Source organism: Sphingobium trunci, from assembly GCF_022664535.1.
GTDB lineage: Bacteria > Pseudomonadota > Alphaproteobacteria > Sphingomonadales > Sphingomonadaceae > Sphingobium.
The window spans coordinates 154,385-174,015 of the sequence record NZ_JAKUJY010000003.1 but is presented as its reverse complement, the minus strand read 5'-3'; the positions used below and the strand labels follow the sequence as shown (position 1 = coordinate 174,015).

Annotated in this window: 13 protein-coding genes; 7 read left to right on the top strand and 6 right to left on the bottom strand. The window is 66.0% G+C overall.

All coding sequences use genetic code 11. The features are described 5' to 3' along the window. Nucleotides 1–7: 7 nt before the first annotated feature. The 5 genes from fdhF to hmgA all read right to left on the bottom strand — a co-directional run bounded on the left by fdhF (nucleotide 8) and on the right by hmgA (nucleotide 7,582). Nucleotides 8–2,854, bottom strand: coding sequence for a formate dehydrogenase subunit alpha (gene fdhF / locus MJ601_RS04230; RefSeq protein WP_242123597.1), 2,847 nt, complete (start codon nucleotides 2,852–2,854; stop codon nucleotides 8–10). After that, nucleotides 2,851–4,440 (bottom strand): NADH-ubiquinone oxidoreductase-F iron-sulfur binding region domain-containing protein, encoded by a 1,590-nt coding sequence (locus MJ601_RS04225; RefSeq protein ID WP_242123595.1) that lies wholly within the window; start codon nucleotides 4,438–4,440, stop codon nucleotides 2,851–2,853. Before MJ601_RS04225 ends, fdhF begins: the two co-directional genes overlap by 4 nt. Then, on the bottom strand, nucleotides 4,437–4,889 hold the full coding sequence (locus MJ601_RS04220) for a formate dehydrogenase subunit gamma (RefSeq protein WP_242123593.1): 453 nt from the start codon (nucleotides 4,887–4,889) through the stop codon (nucleotides 4,437–4,439). The genes MJ601_RS04225 and MJ601_RS04220 overlap by 4 nt, the downstream gene beginning before the upstream one ends. Before the next feature lie 105 nt (nucleotides 4,890–4,994). Then, on the bottom strand, nucleotides 4,995–6,296 hold the full coding sequence (fahA, locus tag MJ601_RS04215; protein ID WP_242123591.1) for a fumarylacetoacetase: 1,302 nt from the start codon (nucleotides 6,294–6,296) through the stop codon (nucleotides 4,995–4,997). Beyond that, nucleotides 6,293–7,582, bottom strand: coding sequence for a homogentisate 1,2-dioxygenase (gene hmgA, locus MJ601_RS04210; protein ID WP_242123797.1), 1,290 nt, complete (start codon nucleotides 7,580–7,582; stop codon nucleotides 6,293–6,295). Before hmgA ends, fahA begins: the two co-directional genes overlap by 4 nt. Before the next feature lie 112 nt (nucleotides 7,583–7,694). Here hmgA and MJ601_RS04205 point away from each other — a divergent pair, with 112 nt between their 5' ends. From MJ601_RS04205 to MJ601_RS04175, 7 genes are all read left to right on the top strand, one after another. Continuing rightward, nucleotides 7,695–8,174 (top strand): MarR family winged helix-turn-helix transcriptional regulator, encoded by a 480-nt coding sequence (locus MJ601_RS04205; RefSeq protein WP_242123589.1) that lies wholly within the window; start codon nucleotides 7,695–7,697, stop codon nucleotides 8,172–8,174. 58 nt (nucleotides 8,175–8,232) lie between these two features. Continuing rightward, a complete protein-coding gene (locus MJ601_RS04200; protein ID WP_242123795.1) occupies nucleotides 8,233–8,841 on the top strand; it encodes a TetR/AcrR family transcriptional regulator in 609 nt (202 codons plus the stop codon). A gap of 345 nt (nucleotides 8,842–9,186) precedes the next feature. Continuing rightward, nucleotides 9,187–9,549 (top strand): hypothetical protein, encoded by a 363-nt coding sequence (locus MJ601_RS04195; protein WP_242123587.1) that lies wholly within the window; start codon nucleotides 9,187–9,189, stop codon nucleotides 9,547–9,549. Between the two features lie 73 nt (nucleotides 9,550–9,622). Then, nucleotides 9,623–10,873 carry an efflux RND transporter periplasmic adaptor subunit gene (locus MJ601_RS04190; RefSeq protein WP_242123585.1) on the top strand — a complete coding sequence of 417 codons (1,251 nt, stop codon included), beginning with the start codon at nucleotides 9,623–9,625 and terminating at the stop codon, nucleotides 10,871–10,873. Between the two features lie 89 nt (nucleotides 10,874–10,962). After that, the gene (locus tag MJ601_RS04185; RefSeq protein WP_242123582.1) at nucleotides 10,963–14,148 is read left to right on the top strand and encodes an efflux RND transporter permease subunit; all 3,186 of its coding nucleotides are present in this window, start codon (nucleotides 10,963–10,965) and stop codon (nucleotides 14,146–14,148) included. A 10-nt stretch (nucleotides 14,149–14,158) separates the two neighbouring features. Further along, nucleotides 14,159–15,565 (top strand): efflux transporter outer membrane subunit, encoded by a 1,407-nt coding sequence (locus tag MJ601_RS04180; protein ID WP_242123580.1) that lies wholly within the window; start codon nucleotides 14,159–14,161, stop codon nucleotides 15,563–15,565. Between the two features lie 48 nt (nucleotides 15,566–15,613). Continuing rightward, nucleotides 15,614–16,003 (top strand): nuclear transport factor 2 family protein, encoded by a 390-nt coding sequence (locus tag MJ601_RS04175; RefSeq protein WP_242123578.1) that lies wholly within the window; start codon nucleotides 15,614–15,616, stop codon nucleotides 16,001–16,003. On the opposite strand, the gene MJ601_RS04170 is transcribed toward MJ601_RS04175, so the two are convergent. Continuing rightward, nucleotides 15,990–19,571: a hydantoinase B/oxoprolinase family protein gene (locus MJ601_RS04170; protein WP_242123576.1), complete on the bottom strand. Its 3,582-nt coding sequence runs from the start codon at nucleotides 19,569–19,571 to the stop codon at nucleotides 15,990–15,992. The genes MJ601_RS04175 and MJ601_RS04170 overlap by 14 nt on opposite strands. Nucleotides 19,572–19,631: the final 60 nt, after the last annotated feature.

The following is a 19,631-nucleotide window of genomic DNA, read 5'->3' as shown; positions in this document are numbered from 1 at the left end:
TCCGATCCTATTCGGCGGCTTCCAACGGCGCAATCCGGCGGCTGTGCCGCGCCTGCGCTGCATAGTCGCGCTGCCAGTCGCTTGGCCCGTTCGATCGCATGACCTGCACTGCCGTCACCTTATATTCGGGGCAGTTGGTGGCCCAGTCCGAATAGTCGGTCGTGATGACATTGGCCTGCGTATCGGGATGGTGGAAGGTCGTATAGACCACGCCGGGCGCAACCCTCTCCGTAATCAGCGCGCGCAGGCTGGTTTCCCCAGCCCGGCTTTTCAGGCTTACCCAGTCGCCGTCCGCAATTCCCCGATTCTCCGCGTCGGCGGGGTGGATCTCCAGCCGGTCCTCCCGATGCCATGCCTCATTCGCCGTCCGCCTGGTCTGCGCGCCGACATTATATTGGCTGAGGATTCGCCCGGTCGTCAGCAGCAGCGGGAAGCGCGGTCCGGTCTTCTCGTCGGTCGGCACATAGTCGGTGACGACGAACTTGCCCTTGCCCCGCACGAAGCCGTCGATGTGCATGGTCGGCGTGCCATGCGGCGCCGCGTCATTGGCGGGCCATTGGAGCGACCCTTCCGCATCCAGCCGGTCATAATGCACCCCCGCGAAGGTGGGCGTCAGCGCGGCGATCTCGTCCATGATCTGCGAAGGATGGCTGTAGGACCAGTCCAGCCCCATGGCCTGCGCCACCAGTTGCACGATCTCCCAATCGCCATAGCCATTCAGCGGCGCCATCACCTTGCGCACGCGCTGGATGCGCCGTTCGGCATTGGTGAAGGTGCCGTCCTTCTCCAGGAAGGTCGATCCCGGCAGGAAGACATGGGCGTAATTGGCGGTTTCATTGAGGAACAGATCCTGCACCACCACGCATTCCATCGCCGCCAGCCCCGCCGCGACATGATGGGTATTGGGGTCGGACTGCAGGATATCCTCGCCCTGGATGAAGATGGCCTTGAACGTCCCATCGGTCGCGGCATCCAGCATGTTGGGAATGCGCAGCCCCGGCTCGGCATCCAGCGCCACGCCCCATGCCTTTTCGAAAGACGCGCGCACCGCATCGTCCGACACATGGCGATAGCCGGAAAATTCATGCGGGAAGCTGCCCATGTCGCAGGCGCCCTGCACATTATTCTGCCCGCGCAGGGGATTCACGCCCACGCCCTCGCGCCCGATATTGCCGGTCGCCATCGCCAGATTGGCGATCGCCATCACGGTCGACGATCCCTGACTATGCTCGGTGACGCCAAGGCCATAATAGATCGCGGCATTTCCTCCCGTGGCATAGAGCCGGGCGGCCGCCCGCACCTCCTGCGCCATCACCCCGGTCAGCGGCTCGACCGCCTCTGGCGAACGGGAGGGTTCCGCGACGAAGGCGGCCCAGTCCATGAACTCTTCCCAGTCGCAACGTTCGCGAATGAAGGCCTCATCGAACAGATTTTCAGTGACGGTCACATGCGCCATCGCCGTCAGCATCGCGACATTGGTGCCGGGCCGCAGCGGCAGGTGATGCGCCGCCTCGACATGAGGCGATTGCACCAGATCGATCCGGCGCGGGTCGATGACGATCAGCTTCGCGCCTTCACGCAGCCGCTTCTTCATCCGGCTGGCGAAGACCGGATGCCCGTCGGTCGGATTGGCGCCGATCACCAGAATGACGTCCGCCTGGGCGATGCTGTCGAAATCCTGCGTCCCCGCCGACGTGCCGAAGGTCGTCTTCAATCCATAGCCGGTCGGCGAATGGCAGACCCGCGCGCAGGTATCGACATTATTATTGCCGAACCCCTGCCGGATCAGCTTCTGAACGAGGAAAGTCTCCTCATTGGTGCAGCGGCTGGAGGTGATCCCGCCAATGCTGCGCGTGCCATATTTCGCCTGGATGCGCCGGAATTCGCCGGCGGTATGGGCAATCGCCTCTTCCCACGACACCTCGCGCCATGGTTCCTCCACCGAAGACCGGATCATCGGCTGCAATATCCGGTCGCGATGCTGGGCATAGCCCCATGCGAAGCGGCCCTTGACGCAGCTATGCCCGTGATTGGCCTTGCCCTCCTTCCAGGGCACCATGCGCACCAGTTCCTCGCCGCGCATCTCGGCGCGGAAGGTGCAGCCGACGCCGCAATAGGCGCAGGTGGTCACGACCGCCCGGTCCGGCGTCCCGATTTCCACCACCTTCTTCTCGGTCAGCGTCGCGGTCGGGCAGGCCTGAACGCAGGCGCCGCAGGACACGCATTCGGACGACAGGAAATCCTGTCCCTGGCTGGGCGAAACCTTCGAATCGAAACCCCGCCCCTCGATGGTCAGCGCGAACGTCCCCTGCACCTCGTCGCAAGCCCGCACGCAGCGCGAACAGACGATGCACTTGCTGGGGTCGAAGTCGAAATAGGGGTTCGACTGGTCCTTGGCCTGCCCCATATTGGTCGCGCCATCATAGCCATAGCGCACCTCGCGCAGGCCCACCGCGCCGGCCTGCTCCTGCAATTCGCAATCGCCGTTGGCCGGGCAGGTCAGGCAATCGAGCGGATGGTCGGAGATATACAGCTCCATCACCCCGCGCCGCAGCTGCTTCAGCCGCTCGCTCTGCGTGCGCACCACCATGCCATCGGCAATCGGCGTGGTGCAGGATGCGGGATAGCCGCTGCGTCCCTCCACCTCGACCAGGCACAGGCGGCAGGAACCGAAGCTCTCGACATTGTCAGTCGCGCAAAGCTTGGGAATCGAACAGCCCGTCAGCGACGCCGCCCGCATGATCGACGTGCCCTCCGGCATCGTCACTGTTTCGCCATCGATGGTCAGCGTAACGCTCCTGCCCGTCGCGATGGCAGGCGGTGTCCCATGATCGGTTTCGCGCGTAAAAGTCATTCCGCCGCTTCCTTCGCCGGAGCCAATGCCCCGAAATCCTCTGAAAAATGGTCGAGCGCGCTCAACACCGGATAGGGCGTGAACCCGCCCAGCGCGCAGAGCGACCCATATTTCATTGTGTCGCACAGATCTCGCAGCAGCGCCGTCTGCGCCTCCAGCCCCGCGTCGATCCGGGCGGGCGAGCGCGAATGAAGCGCTCTGGCCAATCCGCCCTCCACGCCTTCCGCCACCACCGGCTGCGTGTCGCGCGCCGCGATGATCCGGTCCATGATCTCCACCCCGCGCGTCGATCCGATCCGGCAGGGCGTGCATTTGCCGCAGCTTTCGACCGAGCAGAATTCCATCGCGAACCGCGCCATATGCGCCATGTCCACCCTGTCGTCGAACACGGTGATCCCCGCATGGCCGATCAGCCCGCCCGCCTGCGCGAACGCCTCATAGTCGAAGGGCAGGTCGAACATGGCGGGCGGGAAATAGGCCCCCAAAGGCCCGCCCACCTGCACCGCGCGCACCGGCCGCCCGCTCGCCGTCCCGCCGCCAATGTCGTTCACCAACTCGCCCAGCGTGATGCCGAAGCCGATTTCATACAGCCCGCCATGCTTCACATTGCCCGCCAGCTGCACCGGCATGGTCCCGCGCGACCGCCCGAAGCCGACCGCCGCATAGGCCTCCGCCCCCTCCGCCAGGATGAAGGGAACCGCCGCCAGACTGAGCACATTGTTGATGACCGTTGGCTGCCCGAACAGCCCGGCCAGCGCGGGCAGAGGCGGCTTTGCCCGCACCTGTCCCCGCTTGCCCTCGATACTGTCGAGCAGCGCCGTCTCCTCCCCGCAGACATAGGCGCCGGCGCCCACCCGCACCTCCAGCGTGAAGGGCGCGATCCGTTCAGCCGACCGCTCGATCGCCTCGCGCATCGTCGCGATGGCAAAGGGATATTCGCTGCGGATATAGACATAGCCATGGCCAGCCCCCACGGCATGCCCGGCAATCGCCATGCCCTCGATCAGGCAATAGGGGTCGCCCTCCATCAGCATCCGGTCGGCAAAGGTGCCGCTGTCCCCCTCATCCGCGTTGCAGACGATGAACTTCGCGTCCGATGCCGCATCCAGCACCGTCTGCCATTTGATCCCGGTCGGAAAACCCGCCCCGCCGCGCCCGCGCAGGCCTGATGCCTTGACCGCATCGACCACCGCCTGCGGCGCCATGCCCCGCGCCGCATCCAGCCCGCGCCAGCCGCCATGGGCGGCATAATCCTCCGGATCGAGCGGATCGATCACCCCGCAGCGGGCAAAGGTGAAACGCTGCTGCCCGGCAAGGAAGGGCAGCGCCGCCACATCGCCCAGCCGCGCCCCGTGGCTACCGTCCAGCACCGCCGCCACATCATGCGGTCCCACCGGCCCGAAGCCGACGCGGGCGCCGTCCTGTTCCACCTCGACCAGCGGCTCGATGGAAAACAGGCCCCGGCTGCCCGTGCGCACGACCTCGCACCCCGCCGCCGCGAAGGCCTGCGCCACTTCGTCCGCGCCCAGCGCGACCGACGCCATGTCGCGGCTGACATAGATTTTGCTTTTCTGGCCCGGCTTCATGCCGCGACCTCCTGCGCGATCCGCTCGATCGCGGCGGCATCGATCCGCGCCACCGGGCGCCCGTCGACCAGCGCATTCGGCCCCACCGCGCACAGGCCCAGGCAATAGACCGGCTCCAGCGTCACTTGTCCATCACGCCGCGTCGCGCCCATGGGGACGCCCAGCCGCTGCGCCGCCGCCACTTCGATGGCCGCCCCGCCCCGCGCCTGACAGCTTTCCGCCCGACAGAGCTTCACCACATGCCGCCCGGCAGGCATGCGCCGGAAATCATGATAGAAGGTCACCACGCCATGCACATCGGCGCGGCTCAGGTTCAGCGCCTGCGCGATCAGCGGAACCGCCGCATCGTCGATGAAGCCGACCTCTTCCTGGATTGCATGAAGTAATGGTAACAACTGGTCGCGCGTCCGGCCGTGCAAATGAACCCAATCCTCGATCAACCGTTTCATATCAACGCTGGCTTCGTGCGACTGCATCGGGTCCATTCTTCCGGATAATTGTCCGGACGCCATGCTGCGCTTCGCGACGCGCCGCGTCAAATACGGAAACTCACCTCATCGCGCGGGCATGATCACCGCGCGGCATTCGCCAAAGCCGATCGACGCGAAACCCTCCGCCCGCGCCACCGCCTTCAGCGCCAGCTCGTCGCCATCCTCCAGGAAGGTCCGTTGCTCGCCCGTCGGCAGGGCGATGGAAACCTTCCCCCCTTCGCTCAGTTCCATCAGGCTGCCATAGCCATCCCGCGTCGCCGCCGAGAGCGTCCCTGTCCCCAGCAGATCGCCGGGGCGAAGGTCGCAGCCGTTGGAGGCATGGTGGGCGACGATCTGCTGCGCCGTCCAGTACATGGACGAAGCAGGCCCGCGCGACAGTCGCAGCGGCGCCAGCCCCTCCGCCCGCATCCGTGCGCTAGACAGATACACTTCCAGATCGATGGCCAGCGCGCCGCCTGCCTGATCCGCCTCATCCCATAAATAGGGCAGAGGTTGCGGGTCGCCCTCCGGACGTTGGGGCTGGGGAATGCGGAAGGGCGCCATCGCTTCGGCCGTCACCACCCAGGGCGAAATGGTCGTCTGGAAATTCTTGGCCAGGAACGGCCCCAACGGCACATATTCCCACGCTTGGAAATCCCGCGCCGACCAGTCGTTGAGCAGGCAGAAGCCTGCAATATGGTCTGTCGCCTCGGCGATCGGCACCGGATCGCCCAGCGGATTGCCCGGGCCGATCCAGATACCCAGTTCCAGCTCATAGTCCAGCCGCTGGCTCGGCCCGACCAGCGGCACATCGGCATCGGGCGCCTTGCGCTGCCCGCGCGGCCGCACCACCGGCACGCCCGAAGGCCGGATAGACGATGCACGCCCATGATAGCCGATCGGCACATATTTATAATTGGGGAGCAGCGGATTGTCGGGCCTGAAAAGCTTGCCGATATTGGTGGCGTGGTGAATGCCGACATAGAAGTCGCTATAATCGCCGATCGCCGCGGGCAGATGCAGCAGGCAATCGGCCGCCCGGTGCAGCAGGGGTTCGACCGCGCCGCTTTGCCTCTCGTCGCTGAACAGGGTGCTCAAGGCCTGCCGCAGCGCGATGCGATCCCTCCCCGGCAGCGCCAGCAGTGCGTTGAGCGTCGTTCCATCCAGCACGGCCGCCGCAGCGGCGGGCAGCAGACCTCCGCGCGCCGCGCCCTTGAGGTCGAAAATCCGATCGCCAATCGCTACGCCCGCCCGCGCGGTGCCGCCTGGAGGGGAGAATATCCCATAAGGCAGGTTCTGTACCGGAAAATCCGTATGTCCATCGGCTCCCTCGACCCAGCTCGACCTTGCGGGGTCGTGGGTTTCGTCGATCTGCGGGAAATTCACGCCCCATCCCCTTCCGGCAATCGCGCCTTTTCAAAGCCCGCCCAGCAATCGTCATAATCGAGCTGGCCCAGCGGCGTTTCCACAGCAAAGCGGGTGGGCCTGAACATGAAACGGCTTTCGAACATGAAGGCCATGGTGTCGGCAATCCGGTGCGGCTTCAGATCGGCCCGCACCGCGCCTTCATAGCTCGCCTTGTCCGGACCATGTCCCGCCATGCAATTGTGCAGCGAGGCCCCGCCCGGCGCGAAGCCGCCCGCCTTGGCATCATAGACGCCGTGGATCAGGCCCATAAACTCGCTCATCACATTGCGGTGAAACCATGGCGGGCGGAATGTATCCTCCGCCACCATCCAGCGCGGCGGAAAGATCACGAAATCGCAATTGGCCGTTCCCGTCCGCTCGCTGGGCGATGTCAGCACGGTGAAGATCGACGGATCGGGATGATCGAAGCTGACCGTGTTGATGGTGTTGAACCGCCGCAGGTCATAACGGCACGGCGCCAGATTTCCATGCCAGGCGACGACGTCGAAGGGCGAATGTCCTTGCACTGTAGTCCAGAGCCGCCCGCCAAATTTCTGGACGATCTCATAATGGCCGTCATCATCCTCGAACCGGGCGGCGGGTGTTTCGAAATCGCGCGGATTGGCAAGGCCGTTGGCGCCGATCGGCCCCAGATCGGGCAGGCGGAAGAGCGGCCCGTAATTTTCGCAGACATAGCCGCGAGCCTTGTCTTCCAGCAGATCGACCCGAAACCGCACCCCGCGCGGGATCAGCGCGATCTGCTCGGGCGCGACGTCCATGACGCCCATTTCCGTGACGATGCGGAGTGCGCCCTGCTGCGGCACGATCAGCATCTCGCCGTCGGCATTGGTGAAGGCCCGGCGTTCCATGGCCCGGTTCGCGGTGTAAAGATGGACGGCCAGCCCCTCCCCCGCCGCCGGATCGCCCGCCCCGCAATAGCTGACCAGGCCATCCACGAAATCCGTCGGCTCTGCCGATATCGGCATGGGATCCCAGCGCAGGCGATTGGGCGTCGGCGGCACCTCGTCGAAAGGCCCGCTTCGCAACAGGCCTTCCCGCTCATAGGGCCGATAGGCCGGATGATTGGCCGCGGGCCGCAGCCGGTACAGCCAACTCCGGCGGTTCTCTGCGCGCGGGGCGGTAAAGGCGGTGCCCGACAATTGCTCCGCATAAAGTCCGAACGGCACATGCTGCGGCGAATTACGCCCCTGGGGCAGGGCGCCCACAACCGCCTCCGTCGCGAAATGATTGCCGAAGCCGGGCATCATGGCGGGGCCATGCCAGCGATCGTCTTCCATCAAATGCCGCTCCCGAACCGGTATCATTTGATACCGGTATAGCGGCTTGCGGATAAGGTATCAAATGATACTATTACCCATGGCCGACAAAATGCTTCGACTGGACGATTTCCTGCCCTACCGCCTGTCCTTCACGACGGCGCTCCTCAGCGACAGCATAGCGCAAATCTATGAGGCGATGTTCGACATCACCATCCCCGAATGGCGGGTCATCGCCTGGGTCGCGGAAAAGGGCAGCATCACCCAGCAACAGATTTGCGTCCTGACCCGCATGGACAAGGTGACGGTCAGCCGCGCCGCCATCGCGCTGACGGATCGCGGCCTGCTCGTCCGCCGTCCGAATGTGGAGGATCGCCGGTCGCACCTTCTGGCATTGACGGCGGCGGGCGAGCGGCTCCACGCCGCGATCGCCCCCAAGGCGCTCGAACTGGAAAGCCGCATCTTTTCCCATTTCAGCGCAGCCGAGGTCGATGCCTTCCGCAAGATGCTCCGCCGGATCGACCGGATCGTCCTGGAGGGCGGCGATCCTGCCGGGCGACAGGGCCGGGAAAACGCCTGAAAGATAATCCCGCTTCCCTATGGACGCAGGGCCATCCGCACACTATGTACCGACCGGTATGGAAACGCAGGCACAAGCAGCACGGGGCCGCCCGCGGGAGTTTGATCCCGAGGAAGCGTTGAGCGCCGCCCTCACCGTCTTCTGGCGGCGCGGCTATGAAGGCGCCTCCATGGCCGAACTGACCGAGGCGATGGGCATCACCAAGCCCAGTCTCTATGCCTGTTTCGGCAACAAGGAATCGCTGTTCCGCAAGGCGCTCGACCTCTATGAGCGGGACAAGCTCTGTTACACGCGAACCGCGCTGGAAGCGCCCACGGCGAAGGGCGTGGCCGAACGGCTGCTGCGCGGGTCGCTGGCGATCCAGACCGGCACCACCGATCCGCATGGCTGCCTGGGCGTCATCAGCACCGTAGCCTGCGCCGTCCAGGCCGAATCGATCCGCGACGATGTCATCGCCCGGCGCGCGTCGTCGGATGCTGCGCTGCTGGCCCGGCTGGAGCGCGCGCGGGACGAGGGCGATTTTCCCGAAACCATCGATCCGCAGGCGCTTGCTACCTATCTTTCCGCCGTGATGCAGGGCATGGCCGTGCAGGCGGGGGCGGGTGTGCCGCCGGAGCGGCTGGAGCAGCTGGTGGAAACCACGCTCGCGATATGGCCCGGAAAGTAACGAAAATTCAGGGTTTTATGGATTAATGCCGAAAAATTACCGATCGGTATAAAAATATCGTTGACCCCATTGCTGCATCGCATTATATACCATTCAGTATTGAATAGGCCTGTTATCCAGAGAGGTCTGCGATGCGAACATTTCATCCACTCTGTCTTCACTGACGATCCCAAGCGGCTGTCCCGACAGGGTGGTCGCGACCTGATCAACATCTGATTGCCTGACGCGCGGGTTCATGATCCGCGCGGCCGGGACCGCTTTTTCACCCGAGGCCGGATGGCCCGCACCGGACGGCAAGCTGCCCGCCCGATCATCCGGACTTGTGCCTTTCACAGGGGAACAGCCATGGCATTTCTGCACCTTGCCGCCTCTGCCGAAGATGGCGGCGCAATCGCCACCAGAGTAGCGCCCGTCATCGGTTTCGCGCCGATCGAATGGCAGATCATCCAGCTTGCCCGCCATGACGGCCTGTCGTCGCTGCGCCCGCCGAACCGCTGGGACCGGCTGAAGGCATGGATTTTCGGCGAAGGCGCCAACCCTCGCCTGGCCGACTCCCGGCTGGAGAGCCTGCGCCGCCTGGCTGTCGAGGCGTGGCATCGCGGCTGGACCGCCCGCCCCTCCTATCTGAAGGCCTTCATCAAGGCCGGCTTCAACGAAGGCCAGCTCGAAACGCTGCTGGCCCGGATAAGCGCCGAACGGCGCGCATGATTTTCTTCGCGATTGCGAAGCGGCCGATGCCTGCCGCTTCGCAGTCGGCCAAGGTTCCCGGAGTTCCATTCTCATGAACATGCACACCCCGATCGACGCCGACAGCCGTTCGGCAATCCCCCTCTCCCGCTGGCGTAAGCGCCATATTTCCCTGGGCGTCCTCGCCCTCGCCGTCGCAGGCGGCATGAGCTGGAAGCTGGTCGACAGGCCCAGCGCCCAGGCGGCGGCCACCCCGCTGGTGACGGTGGGCATTTCCGCTCCCCTGTCCCGCGCGGTGACGCAGTGGGACGATTATGTAGGCCGCTTCGCGCCCAGCCAGACGGTCGAAATCCGTCCCCGCGTCTCCGGTTCGGTAACGGCGATCCACTTCAGGGACGGCGATTATGTGAAGGCGGGCCAGCTTCTTTTCACCATCGACCAGCGGCCTTTCCTAGCCGCGCTGGCAGAAGCGAAGGCCAGCACCGCCAGTGCACGCAGCGCCCTCCTCCTCGCCCACAACGACTATAGCCGAGTCCAGCGCCTGACCGGCGACGAGGCGGTTTCGGCGAGCGAGGTCGATGCCCTGCGCTCCCGCCTGCAAGCGGCGCAAGCCGCCCTTGCGGGTGCGCAAGCCCGCGAACGCCAGCGCGCACTGGATGTCGAGTTCACGCAGGTCCGCGCGCCCATTTCCGGCCGCGTCTCCGACCGCCGGGTCGATATCGGCAATCTGGTGTCCGCCGGCGAGGGCGCGGGTGCCACCCTGCTCACGACCGTCAACAAGCTTGATCCGATCTATTTCAACTTCGACGCCTCCGAAGCGCTTTATCTGAAATCGCAGCGTGACGGAGCAGCGGGCGGCGCGGTCGAAGTCCGCCTTCAGGACGAAGCCGATTATCGTCACAAGGGCCATCTCGACTTCACCGACAACGGACTCGATCCACGCTCCGGCACCATCCGCGCCCGTGCCCTGTTCGACAATCCCGGCATGTTCCTGACGCCGGGCATGTTCGGCAATATGCGGCTCGCCAATGGCGGCAAGGTCAACGCCCTGCTGGTGCCCGACGAAGCCATCCAGTCCGATCAGGCCCGCAAGACCGTTCTTGTCGTCGGGAAGGATGATAGCGTTATCGCCAAGCCGGTCGAACTCGGCCCGGTGGTCGACGGCCTGCGCATCATCCGCACGGGGCTGACGCCCGGCGATCGGGTGATCGTATCGAACATCCAGGCCGTCATGCCCGGCGCCAAGGTCGCGACCCGGCCGACGGCGATCAAGGCCAGCCCGGCCCCGATCACCCCGACGGACGGCGCCGCGCCGATCGCCGCACAGGCGACCTTCGCCCGCTAAACCGCCCGCACCAAAGATGCGAAAGCCCGTGGTCCGGCACCCCCGCCGGATCGCGCGCCGTCCCTTCGTCCAACGCAAAGGACATTCCGATGCGCCTCTCCCGCTTCTTCATCGACCGGCCGATCTTCGCCGCCGTCATCGCGGTGATCATCACCGTGGTCGGCGCCATCGCCTTCGTCGGCCTGCCCGTCTCCCAATATCCCGACATCGTGCCGCCCACGGTCACGGTGTCCGCCCAATATCCCGGCGCCTCCGCCGAAACCGTCGCGTCCACGGTTGCCGCGCCGATCGAACAGGAAATCAACGGCGTCGACGACATGCTCTATCAGAGCAGCCAGTCGACCGGCGACGGCAAGGTGACGATCACCGTCACCTTCAAGGTCGGCACCGACCTCGACGCCGCGCAGGTGCTCGTCCAGAACCGTGTCGCCATCGCCGTGCCCCGCCTGCCGGAGGAGGTGCAGCGCCTGGGCGTCGTCACCCGCAAGACGACCCCGGAATTCCTGATGGTGGTCAATCTCCAGTCGCCGGACGGCACGTTCGACCGCAACTATCTTTCCAACTATGCGCTGACCCAGGTCCGCGATCGGCTCGCCCGGCTCGACGGGGTGGGCGACGTGCAGCTCTTCGGCTCGCGCGACTATGCGATGCGCATCTGGATCGATCCGGATCGGGCGGCAGCGCTCAACCTGACGGCGGGCGAGATCGTCTCCGCCCTGCGCGCCCAGAATGTGCAGGTTTCGGCCGGCTCCATCGGCCAGCCTCCCTATGATCGGGGGGAAGCCTTCCAGCTCGGCGTCGAGATGCAGGGCCGCCTGACCGAACCGAAACAATTTTCCGACATCGTCATCCGCACCGACGCCGATGGCCGCCAGGTCCGGGTGGGCGACGTCGCCCGTGTCGAACTGGGCGCGCAGGATTATGGCATCAACACCTATCTTTCGGGCAAGCCCACGGTCGTCATCGCGGTGATGCAACGCCCCGGTTCCAACGCGCTGGACGCGGCGGAAAAGGTGAAGGCGGAGATGGACCAGCTCAAGACCCGCTTCCCCAAGGGGCTGGAATATAGCGTCATCTACAATCCCACCGAGTTCATCAGCCAGTCGATCGACGCGGTCTATCACACCCTGTTCGAAGCGGTAGTGCTGGTGGTCCTCGTGATCCTCGTCTTCCTCCAGAACTGGCGAGCGGCGATCATCCCGATCATCGCCATCCCGGTGTCGCTGATCGGCACGGCGGCGATCCTCGCGGGGCTGGGCTATTCGCTCAACAACCTGTCGCTCTTCGGCCTGGTCCTCGCCATCGGCATCGTCGTCGACGACGCCATCGTCGTGGTCGAGAATGTGGAGCGCAATATCGAACGGGGCATGTCCCCGCTGGAGGCCGCCCGCACCTCGATGGACGAGGTATCGACCGCGCTGGTCGCCATCGTCCTGGTCCTGTGCGCCGTGTTCGTGCCCACGCTGTTCATCACCGGCATTTCGGGCGCCTTCTACCAGCAGTTCGCCGTCACCATCTCGACCGCGACGATCATTTCGCTGATCCTCTCGCTCACCCTGTCTCCGGCGGCGGCGGCGCTGCTGCTGAAGGCGAAGCATGGCGCGCATGACCTGGACAACGCCCCTCGCTGGCGCCAGCTTGCGGGCCGGGCGGCCGACCGTTTCAACGCCGGCTTCGATCGCCTGAGCACGGGCTATGCCCGCCTCACCCGCTTCCTCGTCGCCCGGCCGAAGAAGATGCTGCTGACCTATTCGGGCCTGATCGTCGCCACCATCGCCCTGATCTGGGTGACGCCCGGCGGCTTCATCCCCGCGCAGGACCAGGGCTATTTCCTCGCTGTGGTGCAGCTTCCCTCCGGCGCCTCGCTCGAGCGCACCGACAAGGCGACGCGCGAGGTGGCGGAGAAGATCCTGCCGATCAAGGGCATACGCGGCGCGGTCATGTTCGCGGGCTTCCATGGGCCGTCGCAGACCCAGGCACCCAATAGTGCCGCCATCTATTTCCCGTTCGACAGCTTCGCCGAGCGCGCAAAGGAAGGCGCCACCTATAAGGGCATCATGGAACAGGCGAACAAGGCCGTCGCCGGTTATGACAAGGCCCGCATCCTGCTCATCCCGCCGCCGCTCATCCAGGGCATCGGTTCGGCCGGGGGCTACCGCCTGATGGTGCAGGACCGCGAGGATCGCGGCTATGCGGAGCTGAACAAGGTCGCCCAGGACTTCATCGGGAAGGCCAACCAGACCCCCGGCCTCAACATGGTCTACACCCTGTTCGACGTCGGCACCCCGCGCGTCTATGCCGATGTCGACCGGCGCAAGGCCGACCTGCTGGGCGTACCCCCCGAACGGGTGTTCGAGGCGATGCAGGTCTATCTGGGTTCGGCCTTCGTCAACGACTTCAACCTGTTGGGTCGCACCTATCGCGTGACCGCCCAGGCCGATGCCGACCATCGCGGCAGCGTCGCCGACATCGCCAACCTGAAAACCCGCTCCAACAGCGGGCAGATGGTTCCGATCGGTTCGGTCTCGACCTTCCAAGACAGGACCGGTCCCTATCGCGTGGTGCGCTACAATCTGCTCCCTGCGGTGGAAATCGACGGCGATACGGCTCCGGGCACCAGTTCGGGTCAGGCGCTGACCACCATGGAGAAGCTGTCGGCATCCACCCTTCCTGCCGGTTACGGCAGCGAATGGACGGGCGTCGCCTATCAGCAGAAGATCGCGGGCAATACCGCCGGCATCGTCTTCGCCATGGCCGTGTTCTTCGTCTTCCTGGTGCTGGCGGCGCAATATGAAAGCCTGACTTTGCCGCTCTCGATCATCCTGATCGTGCCGATGTGCCTGTTCGCGGCCATGCTGGGCGTGAACCTGCGGGGGATGGACAATAATATCCTCACGCAAATCGGCCTTGTCGTGCTGATCGCGCTGGCGGCGAAGAACGCCATCCTGGTGGTCGAATTCGCCAAGCAGGCGGAGGAAGAACAGGGCCTGTCGCCGGTCGAAGCCGCCGTTCAGGCTGCCCAGATCCGCCTGCGGCCGATCCTGATGACCAGCTTCGCCTTCATCCTGGGCGCCGTGCCCCTGGTGATCGCAAGCGGGGCAGGGGCGGAACTCCGTCAGGCGCTGGGTACCGCCGTCTTCTTCGGCATGACCGGCGTGACCGCCTTCGGCCTGCTCTTCACCCCCACCTTCTATGTCGTCTGCCGCGCCCTCGGCGACCGCTTTGCCCGCAAGGGCAAGGGTCAGGCCCCCGCCGCGCTGCAACCTGCGGAATAGGAACAAGAAGATGACAAGACACCTCCTCCCCCTGCTGCTCGGCGCATCGGCCTTGACCGCCTGCGCCGCTGGGCCGGACTATAAGGCACCGGCCACCCCCACCACGGCTGCGGGCGCCTTCATCGGCGCCGGCGGCCCGGCGGTCAGCACCGCTCAGGCCGACGACCATTGGTGGCGGCTCTATAACGACCCGCTGCTCGATAGCGTGGTGCAGGATGCGCTGAAGGCCAATACCGACATCCGCGTCGCCGTCGCCCGTCTGGAAGAGGCCCGCGCCCAGTTGCGCGGCGCGCGCTCCGACAGCATTCCCCAGACGACGCTCAACGCCCAGCCAAGCTATGGCCGTGCCTCCGCCGCCCAGACCCTTCCTGGCACGGACAGGGAAAACTGGACCGTCGATGCGGGCCTCAACGTCGCCTATGAGATCGACCTGTTCGGCCGCGTCAAGCGGAGCATCGAGGCGGCGAAGGGGGACGTCAACGCCGCTTCCGCCGATGCAGACGCGGTCCGCGTGGCGGTGGTCGCCGACACGGTGCGCGCCTATGTCGACGCCACCAGCTCCGCCGAGCGCATCGCGGTCGCCCGGCAGACGGTCGCCCTGCTCGACAACAGCATCCGCATCACCAATGCCCGGTTCGAGGTCGGCCGGTCCGACCGGCTCGACCTGATCCGGGTGACGGCGCTGCGCGACAGCCAGGCCGCCCTCATTCCCAGCCTGCTCGCCGACCGCGACGGCGCGCTGTTCCGCCTCGCCACATTGACGGGACGGACACCGCAGGAGCTGCCAGCTACCGTCCGCGACCTCAAGGACACACCCGACCTCAGCCAGCCGATCCCGGTCGGCGACGGCCGCGCCCTCCTCGCCCGCCGCCCGGATGTGCGTGCCGCCGAACAGCGTCTGGCCGCCGACACCGCGCGCATTGGCGTCGCGACGGCGGACCTCTATCCGCGCATCACGCTGGGCGGTGCGATCGGCACCACGGCGATCGGCGGCGGCGATATTTTCGGCGGTGGTCCGTTCCGCTGGCTGCTGGGACCGCTGATCAACTGGGCCTTCCCCAATCAGGAACCGATCCGCGCGCGCATCGCCGCTGCAAAGGCCGACAGCAACGCGTCACTTGCCGCCTTCGACGGCACGGTGCTGCGGGCGCTGGAGGAGACGGAGACGGCGCTGTCGGTCTATGCCCATGCGCTCGAACGCCGTGACACGCTCAGGGCCGCGAGGGAGGCCGCCGACCGGGCCGCCCGCATCAGCCTCGCCCGCCAGCGTGAAGGCCAGATCGACTTCCTGACGGTCCTCGATGCCCAGCGTACGCTGGCCGCCGCGCAAAGCGATCTCGCGAGCGCCGACCGCGCCGTCGCCTTCGCGCAGGTCGATCTGTTCCGGGCGCTGGGTGGCGGCTGGACGGCGGGGTGACACGTCTCGGGGCTGTTCTGCGCGGATGATTGCGCATAGGACAGCCCCATGACCCTTTCTCCCGACCTCGCCATCCGCCTCCGCCGCGCCGATTTCAATCGTGCCCTCGCCGAAGCGGACCTGAGCGCGATCGGCCCGATCCTGGCGCAGAATGCCGTGCTGGTCACTGGGTCGGACAGTGGGGTCATTGCCGGTCGAAAGGCACAGCTTCAGGCCTGGAAGCGTGAATTCGCCGCGCCCGACCGCACGATCTACGCCCGGACGCCGGAAACGATCCAGGCCTCGACTGTCGAACCGATCGCCATGGAACAGGGCCATTGGCAGGGTGCCGCCGCGACATCCGGCCAGGTGCTGGCGTCCGGCAGATATTCCGCCAAATGGCGCCAGATCGGCGCGGATTGGGTGATCGAAGCGGAAATCTACCTCACCCTCGCCTGACCGCCTCGCCAAATCCGCCCCCGCCCGGCGTCTCGATGACGAAGACGTCGCCCGCCTCCATTTCGGCCGAAGCGGTCGCGGGAAGCATCTCCTCTCGCCCGTCCGCGCGCCGGATCCGGTTGATCCCCGGCAGGGCCGCCTCCCCTCCACCAAGCCCCGCAGGCGCGATCGCGCGGCGATTGGACAGGATATTGGCGCGCATCGCCCGCCGGAAACGAATGTGCCGCTCGACCCCGTCCCCGCCGCGATGGGCGCCATCCCCGCCCGACCCCCGCCGGATGGCGAAGCGGTCGAGCAGCACGGGATAGCGGCTTTCCAATATTTCCGGATCAGTTAGCCGGCTGTTGGTCATATGGGTCTGCACCGCACTGGCGCCATCGAAGTCCGGACCCGCCCCCGCGCCCCCGGCGATCGTCTCATAATATTGGACCCGGTCGTCGCCGAAGGTGAAATTGTTCATCGTCCCCTGGCTCGGCGCCAGCGCCCCGCAGGCGGCGAACAGCGCATCGGTGATGACCTGGCTGGTCTCCACATTGCCCGCGACCACGGCGGCGGGGTAGCGGGGATTGAGCATGGATCCTTCGGGAACCCGCAAGGTGACCGGGCGCAGGCATCCGTCGTTCAGCGGAATGGCGTCGTCCACCAGCGTGCGCAGGACATAGAGGGTCGCCGCCCGGCAAATGCTGAAGGGGGCGTTGAAACCATTGGCCTGCTGGGCGCTGGTCCCGGCAAAATCGATCACTGCCGAACGGCGCACGGCATCCACCTCAACGGACACCGCAATCTCCGCGCCATTGTCCATCGCATAGGTGAAGCGGCCGTCCTGCAACCGCGCGATCAGCCGCCGGACCGCCTCCTCCGCATGGGCCATGACATGGCCCATATAGGCGTCGATCACCTCCCGCCCATAGTCGCCCGCCACGCGCCGCAATTCCTGCGCGCCGCGCGTGCAGGCGGCGACCTGCGCCTTGAGGTCCGCGATATTGCGATCCGGATCGCGCGCGGGCCATGGACCCGAAGCCAGCAGCGCCCGCATCTCCGCCTCGCAAAAGCGCCCGGCGTCTACCAGCAGCCGGTTATCGATCAGGACACCCTCTTCATCCACCGTCCGGCTGTCGGGCGGCATCGATCCGGGCGCGATCCCGCCAATATCGGCATGATGCCCCCGTGCGGCGACATACCAGGCGGGTTCGCCATCCCCGTCGACGAAGACCGGCATGATGACGGTGATGTCGGGCAGATGCGTGCCGCCGCGATAGGGCGCGTTCAGCACATAGGCATCGCCGGGCTTCATGCCTCGTCCGTCGCGCCCCTGGTCACAGGCCTCGATCACCGTACGGATGCTGTCGCCGATCGACCCCAGATGCACCGGAATGTGCGGCGCATTGGCGATCAGTGCGCCTTCTCCATCGAAGATCGCGCAGGAAAAATCGAGCCTTTCCTTGATGTTGACGGAGGATGCGGTGTTCTGGAGCGCGACCCCCATTTCCTCGGCCATGGCCATGAACAGGCTGTTGAAAATCTCCAGCATGACCGGATCGGCATGGGTTCCGATCGCGGCCGCCGCGCTGCGCGCCTTCGACCTGCGCAGGATCAGGTTGCCATGGACGTCCACCCCCGCCGACCATCCCTGTTCCACTATCGTAGTTGCCGAAGGATCGATGATCAGCGCCGGACCTGGCAGATCCACACCGCCCCCCAGCGACGCCCGGTCCCAGATCGGCCAGCCCGCCCCGTTGGTGCCCAGGCGGACCGGCTCAGCGCTCATCCGGGCAAAGGGATGGGCTTGCGGCATTCCCGACTGCCCGACGGCCTCGGCAATGGCCGTCTCGACCACCACCGGCGTCTCCGCCGCGACGAAGCCGAAGCGCGCCTTGTGCAGGGCCTCGAAATCCGCCCGCATCGCTTCGGGGGAGGCAAACGGCACTTCCATCGCGCTCTCGCTGCCCTGATAGCGGAGCGCCGCGCGCCGATGGATCATAATCGCCTTCGCCGCCACTCCCTGCGCCAGCACGGCGGCTTCCGCCTCCGCCCCAATCCGCCCGAGGCATTGCTCCAGCGCCGCCACATCATCCAGGGGCAGTCCCACCGTCTGCTGGCGCAGATCACTGATGTCGGCCAGACCCATGCCATAGGCGGACAGCACTCCGGCCAGCGGGTGGATCATGATCCGCGTCATGCCCAGCGCATCGGCCACCAGACAGGCATGCTGCCCGCCCGCCCCGCCAAAGCAGGCCAGCGCATAGCGGCTGACATCATGTCCGCGCGCGATGGAAATCCGCTTAATCGCATTGGCCATATTCTCGACTGCGATGCGGATGAAGCCTTCCGCGATCTGCACAGCCGTCATGCGCTCCCCGGTCGCGGCCTCGATCGTGCCGGCCAGCGCTTCAAAGGCGTCTTCTACTATCTGCCGGTCAATGGGCAGGTCGCCATCAGGCCCGAAGGCGGCCGGGAAATGCTCGGGGCAGATCTTGCCCAGCATGACGTTGCAATCGGTGACGGTCAGCGGCCCGCCCCGGCGATAGCAGGCAGGTCCCGGCACTGCCCCGGCGCTGTCCGGTCCCACCCGGAAGCGGGCGCCGTCGAAATGGCAGATGGAACCGCCGCCCGCCGCCACCGTATGGATTTCGAGCATCGGCGCCCGCACGCGAACGCCCGCGACCTGCCTTTCGCTGCTCCGCTCATAGGCCCCGGCATAGTGCGACACATCGGTCGAGGTGCCGCCCATGTCGAAGCCGATCACCCGGTCGAAACCGGCCTGCTCCGCTGTTCGCGCCATGCCGATGATGCCACCGGCGGGACCGGAAAGGATCGCATCCTTCCCCTGAAAGGCGGCCGCATCGGTCAGACCGCCGCTCGACTGCATGAAGAGCAGGCGCGTGCGCTTGCCAAGGACCGTCACCACCCGGTCGACATAGCGCCGCAGCACGGGGGAGAGATAGGCGTCGACCACGCAGGTATCGCCGCGCCCGACCAGCCTGATCAGCGGCGCCACGACATGGCTGACGGATATCTGTGTGAAGCCGATGTCCCGCGCCAGTTCCGCCACCGCTGCCTCATGCGCGGTCCAGCGCCAGCCATGCATCAGCACGATAGCGATGGCGCGATAGCCCGCCGCATGGGCCGCCCGCAAATCCCGGCGTGCCTTGTCGACATCGATCGGGCGCAACGTCTCGCCCTCGGCGCTCATGCGCTCGTCGATCTCGATCACCTGGCCGTACAGCGGCTCCGGCAGGACGATCCGGCGGGCGAAAATGTCCGGCCGCGACTGATAGCCGATGCGCAGCGCATCGCCGAAACCTTGCGTGATGGCGAGCACGACCGGCTCGCCCTTGCGCTCCAGCAGCGCATTGGTGGCGACGGTCGTTCCCATCTTCACCGCGTCTATGGGTGCCTCGCCATGCGCCGCCACGATTTCGGCAATGCCCGCCACCGCGGCGTCCCGATAGCGTTCGGGATGGTCGGACAGCAGCTTCCGGACGACGACCTCCCCGTCCGGCGACCGCGCGACGATATCGGTGAACGTGCCACCCCGGTCGATTGCAAAGCTCCAGCCTTTATTCATGCCGGATCGATAGCATCCCGTCATGATCGCTTGAAGAGCCGCCCGACATGACCCAATTAG